This is a genomic window from Kitasatospora sp. NPDC088783 (genome assembly GCF_044750705.1).
GTDB classification, from domain to species: Bacteria; Actinomycetota; Actinomycetes; order Streptomycetales; family Streptomycetaceae; genus Kitasatospora; species Kitasatospora fiedleri.
The window spans coordinates 113,359-126,406 of sequence record NZ_JBIVKJ010000013.1; the positions used below are offsets into that span (position 1 = coordinate 113,359).

Annotated in this window: 11 protein-coding genes and 1 riboswitch; of the genes, 4 read left to right on the forward strand and 7 right to left on the reverse strand. The window is 76.0% G+C overall.

The genetic code is table 11. The annotated features are described in order from the left end of the window. Positions 1-6 precede the first annotated feature (6 nt). From cobO to ACIP60_RS29800, 5 genes are all read right to left on the reverse strand, one after another. Positions 7-603: a cob(I)yrinic acid a,c-diamide adenosyltransferase gene (cobO, locus tag ACIP60_RS29780; RefSeq protein ID WP_282206615.1), complete on the reverse strand. Its 597-nt coding sequence runs from the start codon at positions 601-603 to the stop codon at positions 7-9. A gap of 5 nt (positions 604-608) precedes the next feature. After that, the gene (locus ACIP60_RS29785; protein ID WP_400690245.1) at positions 609-2,645 is read right to left on the reverse strand and encodes a putative cobaltochelatase; all 2,037 of its coding nucleotides are present in this window, start codon (positions 2,643-2,645) and stop codon (positions 609-611) included. A 35-nt stretch (positions 2,646-2,680) separates the two neighbouring features. Further along, positions 2,681-4,228, reverse strand: coding sequence for a cobyric acid synthase (locus ACIP60_RS29790; RefSeq protein ID WP_400690053.1), 1,548 nt, complete (start codon positions 4,226-4,228; stop codon positions 2,681-2,683). Positions 4,229-4,491: 263 nt separating this feature from the next. Beyond that, positions 4,492-5,430 carry a cobalamin biosynthesis protein gene (locus ACIP60_RS29795; RefSeq protein WP_400690056.1) on the reverse strand — a complete coding sequence of 313 codons (939 nt, stop codon included), beginning with the start codon at positions 5,428-5,430 and terminating at the stop codon, positions 4,492-4,494. Positions 5,431-5,483: 53 nt separating this feature from the next. Further along, a riboswitch (cobalamin riboswitch) is annotated at positions 5,484-5,566 on the reverse strand. 127 nt (positions 5,567-5,693) lie between these two features. After that, the gene (locus ACIP60_RS29800; protein ID WP_400690059.1) at positions 5,694-6,209 is read right to left on the reverse strand and encodes a MarR family winged helix-turn-helix transcriptional regulator; all 516 of its coding nucleotides are present in this window, start codon (positions 6,207-6,209) and stop codon (positions 5,694-5,696) included. Between the two features lie 63 nt (positions 6,210-6,272). Between ACIP60_RS29800 and ACIP60_RS29805 the strand changes: the two genes are divergently transcribed. From ACIP60_RS29805 to ACIP60_RS29820, 4 genes are all read left to right on the forward strand, one after another. Continuing rightward, complete coding sequence (locus ACIP60_RS29805; RefSeq protein ID WP_400690061.1) at positions 6,273-6,641, forward strand: VOC family protein; 369 nt, start codon at positions 6,273-6,275, stop codon at positions 6,639-6,641. Positions 6,642-6,794: 153 nt separating this feature from the next. Then, positions 6,795-7,112 carry an NIPSNAP family protein gene (locus ACIP60_RS29810; RefSeq protein WP_400690064.1) on the forward strand — a complete coding sequence of 106 codons (318 nt, stop codon included), beginning with the start codon at positions 6,795-6,797 and terminating at the stop codon, positions 7,110-7,112. A gap of 918 nt (positions 7,113-8,030) precedes the next feature. Continuing rightward, on the forward strand, positions 8,031-9,158 hold the full coding sequence (locus ACIP60_RS29815) for an alpha/beta hydrolase family protein (RefSeq protein WP_400690067.1): 1,128 nt from the start codon (positions 8,031-8,033) through the stop codon (positions 9,156-9,158). A gap of 394 nt (positions 9,159-9,552) precedes the next feature. After that, positions 9,553-10,992, forward strand: coding sequence for a hypothetical protein (locus ACIP60_RS29820; protein WP_282202863.1), 1,440 nt, complete (start codon positions 9,553-9,555; stop codon positions 10,990-10,992). A 142-nt stretch (positions 10,993-11,134) separates the two neighbouring features. On the opposite strand, the gene ACIP60_RS29825 is transcribed toward ACIP60_RS29820, so the two are convergent. Further along, complete coding sequence (locus ACIP60_RS29825) at positions 11,135-11,986, reverse strand: phosphatidylcholine/phosphatidylserine synthase (RefSeq protein WP_100840185.1); 852 nt, start codon at positions 11,984-11,986, stop codon at positions 11,135-11,137. A 13-nt stretch (positions 11,987-11,999) separates the two neighbouring features. Next, complete coding sequence (locus ACIP60_RS29830) at positions 12,000-12,677, reverse strand: phosphatidylserine decarboxylase (protein WP_400690072.1); 678 nt, start codon at positions 12,675-12,677, stop codon at positions 12,000-12,002. Between the last annotated feature and the right edge of the window lie 371 nt (positions 12,678-13,048).

Genomic DNA, 13,048 nt, shown 5'->3' on the forward strand with positions numbered 1-13,048 from the left:
AACTCGCTACCACTCGATACCGCGCTGGCCCTTGCGGCCCGCGTCCATCGGATGCTTCACCTTGGTCATCTCGGTGACCAGGTCGGCCAGTTCGAGCAGCGGCTCGGGCGCGTACCGGCCGGTCACCACCACGTGCTGGCTGCCCGGGCGGTCCCGCAGCACCCCGACCACCTCGGCCACGTCGATCCACCCCCAGTGCAGCGGGTAGGTGAACTCGTCCAGCACGTAGAACCGGTACGTCTCGGCCGCCAGGTCCCGCTTGACCTGCTCCCAGCCCTCCCGGGCCGCCTCCTCGGAGGACTCGATGTCGCGCTGCACCCAGGACCAGCCCGAGCCCATCTTGTGCCAGGCCACCGTGCCGCCCTGCCCGGACTCGCCGAGCACCCGCAGCGCGTTCTCCTCGCCGACCTTCCACTTCGCCGACTTCACGAACTGGAACACCCCGACCGGCCAGCCCTGGTTCCAGGCCCGCAGCGCCATCCCGAACGCCGCCGTGGACTTCCCCTTGCCCGGCCCGGTGTGCACCGCCGTGATCGGCAGCGTCCGCCGCTGCCGGGTCGTCAGCCCGTCGTCCGGGACGTTCTCCGCCACTCCCTTGGGCATACCGCTCACGCCGCCTTTCGCGTCGTCGTCGTCGTCATGGTCGTCCGGGCTTCCCGCACCAGCGAGGCCACCCCTTCGGCCCGCAGCTCGTCCAGGCTCACCGCGTCACCGTTCAGGTGCGCCGCCAACTCCCTCGCCAGACCCAGCCGGACGGGGCCGGACTCGCAGTCCAGCACCACCGCGGCCACGCCCTGCGCGGCCAGCAGCCCGGCCGCCCGGCGGGCCCGCGGCAGCGCGTCCCGGCCGCCGGTGGCCCGGCCGTCGGTGACCACCACCAGCAGCGGACGGCGGTCCGGGTCGCGCAGCCGCTCCACCCGCAGCACCTCGTGCGCCCGCAGCAGGCCCGCCTCCAGCGGCGTCCGGCCGCCGGTCGGCAGCTGCTCCAGCCGGGCCGCGCCCACCTCCACCGAGGAGGTCGGCGGCAGCGCCAACTCCGCGTCCGCGCCCCGGAACGTCACCAGCCCGATCTTGTCGCGCCGCTGGTAGGCGTCCATCAGCAGCGACAGCACCGCGCCCTTGACCGCCGTCATCCGCTGCCGGGCCGCCATCGACCCCGAGGCGTCCACCACGAACAGCACCAGGTTCGACTCCCGCCCCCGGCGCACCTGCTCGCGCAGGTCGTCCCGGCGCAGCACCAGCGCCCGGCCGCTGCGCCCGCGCGCCGCCTGGTGCGGCGCCGCCGCGCGCAGCGTCGCGCTCAGGTGCAGCCGGGACAGCCGGCCCCGCGGGCGGCGGGCCCGGATGGTGTGCCCGGCCTCCGTCTCGGCGGGCGAGCGCCGCCCCTGGGCGCCCCGGCCGGTGCCGTCCACCTTGAACAGCCGCGTCCGGTACGGCTGGTCGGCCGCCACCGGCGCCGACTCCCGCCCGCCGCCCGGGCGCTGCCGCGGCGGGGCGGGCGCCTCGGTCGAATCCTCCCGCGCGGGCAGGTCGTCGGGCCCGGACGGCTCCGGCGCGCCGCCACCGCCGTCCGGACCGCCGCCGTCGCCGTTGTCCGGTCCGCCGTTGTCCGGTCCGCCGCCGTCCGGGCCGTCGTCCTCCGGCGGGCCCTGGGGCTCCTCCGGCTCCTCCGGCCGGTGCTCGGCCAGCGTCCGGTCCAACTGCTCCTCGTCCAGTCCGGGCGCGTCGAACGGGTTGCGCCGCCGCCGGTGCGGCAGCGCCAGCCGGGCGGCGGTGCGGACGTCCTCCTCCCGCACCTCGGTGCGGCCCGCCCAGGCGGCCAGCGCCACCGCCGTGCGCGCCATCACGATGTCCGCCCGCAGGCCGTCCACCTCGAACGCCGCGCACACCGCCGTGATCTGCCGCAGCGCCAGGTCGGACAGCTCCACGCTCGGCAGCAACTCCCGTGCGGCGGTGATCCGTTCGGCCAGTTCCCGCTCCCGGTCGGCCCAGCGGGCCGCGAAGCCGGTCGGGTCGGCGTCGTAGCCGAGCCGCCGGCGCACCACCTCGGCGCGCTCGTCCGCGTCCCGGGTCGCCGCGATCTCCACCGTCAGGCCGAACCGGTCCAGCAGCTGCGGACGCAGCTCGCCCTCCTCCGGGTTCATCGTCCCGACCAGCAGGAACCGCGCCGCGTGCCGCACCGACACGCCCTCGCGCTCCACGTACGAGCGGCCCATCGCCGCCGCGTCCAGCAGCAGGTCCACCAGGTGGTCCTGGAGCAGGTTCACCTCGTCGATGTACAGCACCCCGCGGTGCGCCTTCGCCAGCAGGCCCGGCTCGTACGCCTTCACGCCCTCGGCCAGCGCCCGCTCCAGGTCCAGCGAGCCGACCACCCGGTCCTCGGAGACGCCCACCGGCAGCTCCACCAGGAACGCCGGCCGTTCGTCCTCGCCCGCCCCCGCGTGCGGCCCGTCCGGGCACTGCGGGTCCACCGCCGCCGGGTCGCAGGCGAACCGGCAGCCCGCCACCACGTCGATCGACGGCAGCAGCCCCGCCAGGGCCCGCACCATCGTCGACTTCGCGGTCCCCTTCTCGCCGCGCACCAGCACCCCGCCCACGGCCGGCGAGACCGCGTTCAGCAGCAGCCCCAGCCGCAGGTCGTCCATGCCCACGATCGCCGTGAACGGATAACGGGCCTCGGTCACTTGGCACTCCCCATCTCCAGTGGGGCCGGAGCCCCGGGCGGCACGAACGGCAGACCCGCCGGTGCCCCGTTCTCGATCAGCTTCCACAGCGCGTCCGTGTCGGCGTGCTCCGCGACCAAGTCGCCCAGCGCGTCCAGCCGTCGCTCGCGGGCGGCGGCGAAGGAGGTGTCCGGTGCCGGGACGAAGGACCGCCCGGCGGCGCGGGCCGCCTCGGCCAGGAACGCCCGCCGGAACGCGTCGTTCTCCAGCACGCCGTGCCAGGTCGTCCCCCACACCGCGCCGGTGCGGCAGCCGTCCAGCGGCCGGCCGGCGGCGTCCGCGACGAACGGCTCGCCGCCCTCCACCGCCACCACGCCGTGGTGGATCTCGTACCCCTCCACCCGCTCGCCCAGCGCCACCCCCGACGGCCGGGCCAGCACCTTCTCGGCGCCGAACACCACCCGCACCGGCAGCAGCCCCAGGCCGTCCACCGCACCGGCCTTCGACTCCACCTCGTCGAGGATCTCCCGCCCCAGCATCTGGTACCCGCCGCACACCCCCAGCACCGGCAGCCCCGCCGCGACCCGGTCCGCCAGCGGCTCCGCCAGCCCCTGCGCCCGCAGCCAGGCCAGGTCCGCGACGGTGGCCCGGGTGCCCGGCAGCACCACCAGGTCGGCGTCGGCCAGCTCCTCCGGGCGGGTCGCCCAGCGCACCAGCACGCCCGGCTCCTGCGCCAGCGCGTCCACGTCCGTGAAGTTCGACAGCCGGGGGAAGCGCACCACCGCGACCCGCAGCACCTGCGCCCCCACCGGGGCGCCCGCCGCCGGGCGCGCCGCGACCGAGGCCAGGTCCAGCGAGTCCTCCGCGTCCAGCCACAGCCCCTGGAGCATCGGGAACGTCCCCAGCACCGGGCGGCCGGTCAGCTGCCGCAGCATCTCCAGGCCCGGCGCCAGCAGCCGGGCGTCCCCGCGGAACTTGTTGACCAGCCACCCCGCGACCAGCGACTGGTCGTCCGGCGACAGCAGCGCCAGCGTCCCGAACATCGACGCGAACACCCCGCCGCGGTCGATGTCCCCGACCACCACCACCGGCAGCCGGGCCGCCGAGGCCAGCCCCATGTTGGCGATGTCCCGGTCCCGCAGGTTGATCTCCGCCGGGGAGCCCGCGCCCTCGCACACCACCACGTCGAACCGCGACCGCAGGTCCGCCAGGCACTCCAGCGCCCGCTCCAGCAGGACGGGCTTGCGCTCCCGGTAGTCCAGCGCCCCGACCTCCGCGACCGCCCGCCCCAGCAGCACCACCTGGCTGCGCCCGTCGGCCCCCGGCTTCAGCAGCACCGGGTTCATCGCCGCCTCCGGCGCCACCCCCGCCGCCTGCGCCTGCATCGCCTGCGCCCGCCCGATCTCCGCCCCGTCGACCGTCACGAAGGAGTTCAGCGACATGTTCTGCGCCTTGAACGGCGCCACCCGCACCCCCTGCCGGGCCAGCCACCGGCAGATCCCCGCCGTCACCACGCTCTTTCCCGCATCCGAGGTCGTACCGGCCACCAGCAGCGCGCCGTTCACGGCAGGACTCCTTCACAACGGAGGGGACGGAGGGGAAGAGGGGAGGGCGGTCGGCCGGAGTCCCGTGCCGCGGCGGCCGGGGCCGCGGGCCGCCGGCGGCGCGGTGGCTCGTCCGGCACGGGCCGGGGGTGCGAGGAACCGCGGGAAGCGGGCACCCTCCGGCGCCCCGAGGAGGAGGGGGAGGAGGGGGGAGGCGGGCGGTCCGCCGAGACGTGCCGGGGCCGGAGCCGGTCGCACCGCCCGCGCGCGCCGCGCGCTCGGGCTCACCCGCGCCGCCCGGCCAGGACGGCCCGCGCGGCGAGCGTCGTGGCGAGGGCGAGCGCGCCGACCCGGCGCGAGAGGCGGCAGGCCCGTTCGATGTCGGGGGCGCCGACCGGCGGCAGGTCCGCGCCGAGGACCGGCCGGTGCTCGACCCGCTCGCCGTAGCGCAGCGTCCCGCCCAGCCGGACGCCCAGTGCGCCCGCGAACGCGGCCTCCGCCTGGCCCGCGTTGGGACTCGGGTGCGCGGAGCCGTCCCGCCGCCAGACCCGCCAGGTCCGCCCGGGCGCGCCGGACGCGGCGACGGTGAGCAGCGCGGTCAGCCGGGCGCCCGGCCAGCCCGCGACGTCGTCCAGCCGGGCCGCGGCCCAGCCGAAGCGCCGGTAGCGCGCCGACCGGTGCCCGACCATCGCGTCCAGCGTGTTGACGGCCCGGAAGGCCAGCAGCCCCGGCACGCCCGCGACGCCGCCCCACACCAGGGCGTTGACCACCGCGTCGGCGGTGTTCTCGGCGACCGACTCGACCACCGCCCGGGCCACCTGCCGCTCGTCCAGGCCGGACGGGTCGCGCCCGCACAGGTGCGGCAGCCGCTCCCGGGCCCCGGCCAGGTCGCCGTCCGCCAGCGAGCGCCCGATCGTCCGGGCCTCCCGGGTCAGCGACGTCCCGCCCAGCACCGTGAAGGCCGCCGCGGCGGCCAGCGCCCCCGCCGCGAGCGGCGAGCGCCGCACCGCCCGGACGGCCAGCCCCGCGCCGCCCGCGACCGCGCCGACCGCGAGCGCGGTGTGCAGCGCCCCGGCCCCGCGGTGGTCGCGCCACAGGCGGCGCTCCAGCCGGGCCGCGGCGGTGCCGAACAGGGCGACGGGGTGGCCGCGCCGGGGATCTCCGAACCGGGCGTCCGCGAGGTATCCCGCGGCCGCGCCCACCAGGTACGGGGCTGCCCCCATGGCGTTGTGTCCTCACTCAGGGTCCGCGCCCTGGATCGACGGAACGGGGGCCAGAGTCTCCTGACTTCCGGTCACCCCGCGCGGGGTGTTCCGGTCACAGTGGCGGGACCGCGCCGGACTCGCACCGGCTTCCTCTGCTTGCCTCCGTTTGGCCCGAAGATCCCACCACGCCCGCTTCGGGGCAGTCAACCGAGCCGGCGGAGGGTTTGGTCACACCCCGCACCGGGCCCCGCCGGACGGGCCGCCGGGGCCAAGGCGCCAGCTCAGGCGGGGTGCGCGGCGGGCGCGCCGCCGCCGTCCTGGTCGCCCGGACCGTCCGGGCCGTTCGGGCCGTCGCGCAGCGAGCGGACCATGCTCCGCAGGCTCCGGAACGCGTCCGACCGCTCGGCCTCGGTCATGCCCGCCAGCATCCTGACCTCGACGGACCGGACCGCCGCGCTCGCCCGCTCCAGGCTCCGCCGCCCCCGGGGGGTGAGCCGGGCGGGCAGGGCCTTCCCGACCGGGGGCTCCGCGGGCCTGGTCACGTAGCCGTCCCGTTCCAGGTTCTGGAGCAGCACGTTCATCGACTGCCGGGTCACGAACGCGCCGCGCGCCAGCTCGGAGTTGGACAGGCCCGGCCGCTGGGCCAGCAGTTCGAGGCAGGAGTAGTGCGTCACCGTCATGCCGAGCGGCCGCAGCACCTCCTCCATGGCCGAGCGCAGGACGCTCGACGCCTCCTTCAGCAGGTAGCCCAGTGAGCTGTCCAGGTCGATGCCGGGGCCGGTGCCGCTTTGACTCATGTCAGTAGTCTGACATACGTTGGTGCGTGTCAGGAATCTGACACAAAGGGAAGGAGCACCGCCATGCCCGCCACCGGCCCCGACTTCATCTCGCTGCAGGCCCGCGACCTCGCCGCCTCGCAGGCGTTCTACGAGCACTACCTCGGCCTCGTCCGCTCACCCGCCGGGCCGCCGCACGCCGTCGTCTTCGCGACCCGGCCGATCGCGTTCGCCCTCCGCGAGGTCGTCCCCGGCACCGACCTCGACTCCGCCGCCCGGCCCGGCATCGGCACCGCGATCTGGCTGCACGCCACCGACGTCCAGGCCGTCCACGACGCCCTCGCCGCCGACGGCCACACCATCGTCTCCGCGCCGATCGACGGCCCCTTCGGCCGGACCTTCACCTTCGCCGACCCCGACGGCTACCACGTCACCCTCCACGACCGCGCCTGAGACCGCGTCCGACCGGCCGGCGGCCGACCCGCCCCCCGCCCCCCGCCTCCGGCACCTCCTCGCCGAAGCCGCCGACCCGGCCGCCGAGTACGAGCGGCTGATCCTGCGGGAGCGGGGGATGGCCCCCACACGCCAACTCGCTAGCCTCGACGCATGATTACCTGCGTAGTGGAGTACGTGATCGATCCGGCGCAGATCGAAGCATTCGAGAGGTTCGGGCGCCGCTGGATGGAGCTGGTCAACCGCCACGGCGGCACGCACCACGGCTACTTCCTGCCGGCGGAGGGCGCCAGCGACAAGGCGCTCGCCCTCTTCAGCTTCCCCAGCCTCGCAGCCTACGAGCAGTACCGGACCCTGTTCGGCAAGGATCCCGATTTCATCGAGGCGGACCACATCAGAGACGACAGCGGCTGCGTCCTGCGCTACGAACGCACCTTCATGCGCCCGCTCCTGCCCGACCCCTCCCCGTGACCCGGGACGGACGTCCTCCCGCGTCCCCGCAGCCGCCCTGCCCGGCGGCGGCACACCGCCGGCCTCGGCCGGTGCCGCTCCTGCCCGACGGACTGACAGATCCCGGCCGCCCCACCGGCCGGACCGTCCACGATCCGACCGGGGCGGTCGCCGGCAGCCCGGTGTCCGCGTCCGCATCCGCGAGGATCTCCTGGGCCGGTTCGAGGCGGGTTCGAGGCCGGTTCGAGGCCGGTGGAGGACAGGCGGGGCAGACTGCGGAGGAACACCTCCGGATGGCCGTGCTGCCGCAACCGGCGCACGTCTTTGCTGGACATCCGGATGCCGTTCCCCAGCTGCCACCCCCGGCTCGGCAACCGGTCCGGACGGCCCGCGAAAGAGGTCCCGGGCAGCGGCGGCGCTTGCCCCGGGACCGTCCCGGCACCGTGCGTCCGGGACGGACGCCGCCCGGTCGGCGCCGTGGGCGATCGTCCGTTTCGTGAATTCCCCGCTGCGCTGCCGGAGCCGGGATTCCTCGTCGTGGTACAGCTCCAGGGCGTCGAGGAACACGCCGTCGCGGGCATGCGCGCCGGAAGCGCCGGAAGCGCCGAGCCAGGTCGAATTTCCCGCGCAGGACCGCCACCCGGGCGACGTCCTCCAGGGCGTTCACCGGCGGCCTCCTCTCCCCGTGGGTGCGGTCGCCGGCCGTGATCCGCTCGACGGCCGCCACCCGTGCGACCACGTCCGCTCGACCACCGGGCGCTCTTGCCGCGCGGACCGCGTACAGCAGCGAAGCGTCGGACCCGAAGGTCATCCGCGCCCGGTGAATCCCGGGTGCGACGACCGCGCCGTCCCGTCACCCGCCGCGCCGCCCCGATTCGCCGTCCGTCCTGCGGGCAGGTGGACTGGGAGGACAGGACCGCCAGGACCCGGGAGACCGCCATGCGTTGGGGAACCGCCGCCGTCGTCGCAGCCGCCGCCGCAGGAACCGGAGCGGCGGCCTTCCTGCTGCTCGGCCGGAGAGTGTCGGACCGGGTGGTGCGCCCCGGCCCGGCGCGCGGGGGGTTCGGGCCCGCGCCGGTGAAGGTGAAGGTGCACGCGCTGGGGCCCGGGCGGGTGGTGCTGACCGCGACCCCGGACACCCTGCGCCCCGGCCACTACGCGCTGGAGTGGGGCGAGGGCGGCCACGCCGTGGTCGGCGAGGTGCTGGACGCCGCCGGCGACCGGGTGGTCCGGCGGCTGGAGCGCGCCGACGGCGGCACCCTGGCGGTCGGCACCGAGGTCCGGGTCACCCCGCGGGTGCTGCTCGGCGACCCGCGCACCGCCCTCGGCCTGGACTACGCGGAGGTCGCGGTGGCCGGCGAGCTCGGCGACCTCCCGGCCTGGCGCACCGCCGGCATCCGCGGCACCTGGGTGGTCCTGGTGCACGGCCCGGGCGCCGACCGCGAGCAGACGCTGCCGGTGCTGCCGCTGCTGCACGCGCTGCGGCTGCCCACGCTGTCCGTCAGCTACCGCGGCGACGCGGGCACGCCCGCCCCGCCCGACGGCCTGGGCCACTTCGGTGAGACCGAGTGGCAGGACGTCGACGTCGCCGTCCGGTACGCGCTCGCCCAGGGAGCCAACAAGGTGGTGCTGTACGGCTGGTCGGTCGGCGCGACCATCGCCCTGCACACCGCCGCCCGCTCCACCTGGCGCGACCGGATCGCCGGACTGGTGCTGGACTCCCCGGTGCTGGACTGGTCCGAGACCGTCCGCCGGGGCACCACCCGCAGCTGGTCGTCCCCCGCCCTCGGCGAACTCGGCACCCTCGCCGCCCAGGGCCGCACCGGCGTCGACCTCGCCGACTTCGCCCGGATCGCCTCCGGCGCCGACCTGGCCTCGCCCGCGCTGCTGCTGCACAGCCCCGACGACCCGGTCGCCCCGTGGAGCGCCGCCCGGCGCCTGGCCGAGGGCCGCGACGACCTGGTCAGCCTGCACCCGGTGCCGCACGCCGAGCACGCCGCGCTGTGGAACGCCGACCCGGACGGGTACACCGAGGCGCTGCGCCGCTTCCTCACCCCGCTGCTCTGAGCCCCGCTGCTCTGAGCCCTGCTCCCGTGCGCCCTCGCCGCCGGTGAGCCAGCCCCCGTCAGCCTCCCGTCAGCCTCCCGTCAGCCCCGCCGAACGCCGCCGCCGCGACCCCGCCGCGACCCCGTCGCGCGGGCGGGAACCGGAGCGCCGCCCCCCGCGTCTCCGTCTCGGAGCGGTCACGATATCCGCCATGTCCACGCCGAAAAGCGGAGTGATTCCTCCCGTTTCGCGGCGACTCGTCCCCCCACCGTTCGAGCCGTTCGGACATCGGGCCGAGACAGCGCGGCAGTCGATGTGACAGAAGGCCCGTACAAGGGGAAGACTGCACGGCGTGACGTCTCGGAACCCGCGCGACCGTGATGCCCCGCACCCGCCCCACCGCACCGGTGCGACGGTGACCCGTCTGCCCGGAACGGCGGCCGTCGGTCGTGCGGAGGGCACCCCACCCGCCGCCGCCACCCGCCGCCGGGTCCCCGCGAAGCCGGGGCGCGGCCGGGCGCCCGTGCCGGACGGCTTCCCCGCCCCCTCCGAGCTCGCCCCGCTGGCCCGCCGGATGCTGGCCGACGCCGTCCGCGTCGCCCGCTGGGCCGGCGAGCTCTCCGAGGTCGACAAGCGCGGCGAACTGCTCCCCGACGACGCCCGCGCCGCCGGGCGCGCCCTGGCGATGACCGTGGGCGCCGCCGCCAACGCCTGGGGCCAGGCCCTGCTGGTCGGCCTGGTCGAACTCCGCGACGGCGGTGCCGGCCCCGGCTGGCGGCTGCACGCCTGGGAGCACGACGACGAGGCGGTGGTCCGCGGCTGGTCCGCGCTGTTCGACGCCTGGACGCTGCTCGCCCCCGTCCCGCCCGCCGCGCTGCGCGGCGTCTTCGCCCAGCTGGCCGGGCAGGCCGTCGACCAAGCCCCCCAGCTGCTGTCCTTCCTGCACCTGGTGGACGGCCCGGTCGCCGACAGCGAACTGCTCGAACTGCTCCGCCGCGGCCTCGACGAGCGCCGCCTCGGCCCCAGCTCCGGCACCTTCCCGCTGTCGCCCGTCCCGCACGCCGCGTTCGCGGTCTCCGCCGTCCGCGGCACCTGCCGCGAGCCGCAGATCGACACCCCGCACTCGCCCGCCGACGTCGCCGCCGTGCTCGACTGGATGCTCGACGGCCTGGCCGCCGTCGGCGCGCTCGGCCGCCGCGACGAGGCCGCCGAGCTCTCCCCGCTCGGCCACTGGGCGGTCCGGGCCAAGCTGGAGGAGATCTGCACCGTCGCGCAGACCGCCGCCGGCCACATCGAGCAGAGCGCCGCCGAGCTGCTCAGCGCCTGCGCCGACTACAGCCCCGGCCCGGCCCGCGCCGAGTTCCGGGCCTGGGTCGCCGCCCGCCCCGCCGACCGCGCCGTCGCCGAACTGCTGGAAGCCGCCCGCGGCGAGGACGCACTGGTCCGCGGCCTCGCCTTCGAGGCGCTGCGGGTGGTGGCCGGCTCCACCGCCGAGCAGGGCGTGCGGGGCGCGGTCGAGGAGGCCGTTCTGCGCCCCTACGCGCTGCTCTGGCTGGCCGAACAGCTGGACGAGGAGGGCGTGTCCCCGGCCGACGTGCTGGGCGCGGAGGACGCCGCCTGGCTGTGGGTGGACACCGCCGCCGCCGTGCTCGACCACGGCGAGACCGCGCTGCTGGTCGGCCACGTCGAGGGCGCGTCGGCCGGCGAGCCGGTCCGGCTGTTCCACCGGGCCCGCCAGTCCGGCCACCCGCGCGCCGCGAGCGTCCTGACGGCCGTCGCCTCGGTCCACCCCGACCCGGCGGTGGCCCGGGCCGCCCGCCGCAGCGCCTTCTCGGTGCACAACGGCGGCGCGTAGCCGCCTCCCCGCGAAGGGGAACGCGACGACAGCGCGGAACGCCAGAGCACGGAACGACACAGCGCGGAACGCCACAGCGGAAAGAGCCGCCCTCCCGGAAGTTCTCCGGGAGGGCGGCTCTCTTCGCGTACCGCGGGGGGCGTCAGCCCCGGTTCTCGGCCCGTCGCGCCCGCACCACGCCGACCTTCTCGCCGACCTTGCGGCGGATGACCAGCAGCGGCGCCATCGCGGCCAGCGCGATCTGGGCGACCGCGCCGATGTGCATCAGCGTGTCGCCGCCGGGCAGGCCCGCCGCCCAGGAGGCGAGGCAGCCGATGGAGACCACGATCCAGGCCAGCGTCGCGGTGGCGAGCAGGCCCTGCGGCTTGGGGTACTCGATCCGGCTGACCATCAGGTAGGCCACGCCGAAGATCATCAGCAGGCCGGGGACGAACGGCGGGTCGAGCAGCACGATGGCCAGCACGGTCATCGCGCCCATCGGGCAGGGCATGCCCTGGAAGATCCCGGGCCGCATCTTGACCGCCGAGAAGCGGGCCAGCCGCAGCACCACGGCCAGCAGCACGGTCAGCGCGATGAACGCGGACAGCTGCTGGTTGGAGCCGGGGGAGACCAGGCCCCACACCGCGACGAAGTAGGCCGGCGCGATGCCGAAGCTGATCAGGTCGGCCAGGTTGTCGAGCTCGGCGCCGAGCGCGGAGGAGCGCAGCTTGCGCGCCACCAGGCCGTCGAAGAGGTCGCACATGGAGCCGATCAGCAGCAGGGTGACCGCGGTGGCGGCGCTGTGCTTGACCGGGGCGGTCGACTCGTCGGTGAGGTGCGGCATCAGGATGCCCGTGGTGATCGAGTAGATCGCCAGGAAGCCGCAGACGGCGTTGCCGAGGGTCAGGAAGTCGGCGGTGGACAGGTGCTGGGGGGAGCGGGGGGCGCGCAGTTCGCGGTCCCGGGCCCAGCGTCGACGGCGGAGCTCGGTCGACTCTTCGTCGTCGAGCTCCATGAGGGTTTCCGGATCAGTCACGGTCAAGGCGAGTCACCCCGGCGGTGGTCTTCTGGCCGACCGTGACGCCGACCTCGACGCCCGCCGGCAGGTAGGTGTCGACGCGGGAGCCGAAGCGGATCAGACCGACCCGCTCGCCCTGCTCGACCTTGGTGCCGGCGTCCATGTAGGGGACGATGCGGCGGGCCACAGCACCCGCGATCTGCACCATCTCGATGTCGCCGAGCTCGGTGTCGAAGTGCCACACGACGCGCTCGTTGCGGTCGCTGTCCTTGTTGAACGCCGGGACGAACCCACCGGCGATGTGCTCGACGGACGTCACGGTGCCGGCCAGCGGCGCCCGGTTGACGTGGACGTTGAGCGGGCTCATGAAGATGGCGACGCGGGTGCGCCCGTCCGGCCACTCGTCGATGGACTGGACCACGCCGTCGGCCGGGGAGATGACTCGGCCGGCGCCGATCTCGCGCTCCGGGTCGCGGAAGAACCACAGCATGCCAGCGCTCAGGGCGCAGGCGGGCACGGCCGCCAGGGCCCACTTGCCGGAACGCCGGGTGAGGGCGGTCGTCACGGCGGCGGTGGCCAGCGTGGGAACGAACCAGGGGGTGGCACCGCGCGCGATGGTCACGCGGGGACGCCGACCCTCGGGTCCGGGACCCTGGGCGGAGGTGTGAGGGGACGGGCTGATGGGCATCGAGGACCTTTAGTCGCGGCCCGCGCGGGGACAGTGAATCGCCCCTGGACTGGGGGCCACCGCGGGGATCGAGTTGTGTGGACGGCTGCTGTCCGGGTGGATGCTATCGGGACCTGCCCGTATATGGGCAAGCCGCCTGCTAGTCGAACTGCGCCTGCCTGCTCGGCCGAGCGCCTGCTATGCATACGACCGTAACCGGAGCGGAGCCGGTTCCCCAAGAGGTGCCGGGTCACGGGTGATTCACGTCTCAGTGACGGCGGTGTGACACGCGGTGTGCGGAGGCGGGGGGGGGGGGGGGGCGCGCCCCCCCCCCCCCCCCCCCCCCCCCCCCCCCCCCCCCCCCCCCCCCCCCCCCCCCCGCCCCCGCCCAC

What these genes read in the sequence shown, in the direction of transcription:
- ACIP60_RS29805 (WP_400690061.1), top strand. Translation starts at nt 6,273, where the DNA reads ATGCCCGCCACCGGCCCCGACTTCATCTCGCTGCAGGCCCGCGACCTC.
- ACIP60_RS29825 (WP_100840185.1), bottom strand. Translation starts at nt 11,986, where the DNA reads ATGGAGCTCGACGACGAAGAGTCGACCGAGCTCCGCCGTCGACGCTGG.
- ACIP60_RS29800 (WP_400690059.1), bottom strand. Translation starts at nt 6,209, where the DNA reads ATGAGTCAAAGCGGCACCGGCCCCGGCATCGACCTGGACAGCTCACTG.
- cobO (WP_282206615.1), bottom strand. Translation starts at nt 603, where the DNA reads ATGCCCAAGGGAGTGGCGGAGAACGTCCCGGACGACGGGCTGACGACC.
- ACIP60_RS29815 (WP_400690067.1), top strand. Translation starts at nt 8,031, where the DNA reads ATGCGTTGGGGAACCGCCGCCGTCGTCGCAGCCGCCGCCGCAGGAACC.
- ACIP60_RS29810 (WP_400690064.1), top strand. Translation starts at nt 6,795, where the DNA reads ATGATTACCTGCGTAGTGGAGTACGTGATCGATCCGGCGCAGATCGAA.
- ACIP60_RS29830 (WP_400690072.1), bottom strand. Translation starts at nt 12,677, where the DNA reads ATGCCCATCAGCCCGTCCCCTCACACCTCCGCCCAGGGTCCCGGACCC.
- ACIP60_RS29785 (WP_400690245.1), bottom strand. Translation starts at nt 2,645, where the DNA reads ATGGACGACCTGCGGCTGGGGCTGCTGCTGAACGCGGTCTCGCCGGCC.
- ACIP60_RS29795 (WP_400690056.1), bottom strand. Translation starts at nt 5,430, where the DNA reads ATGGGGGCAGCCCCGTACCTGGTGGGCGCGGCCGCGGGATACCTCGCG.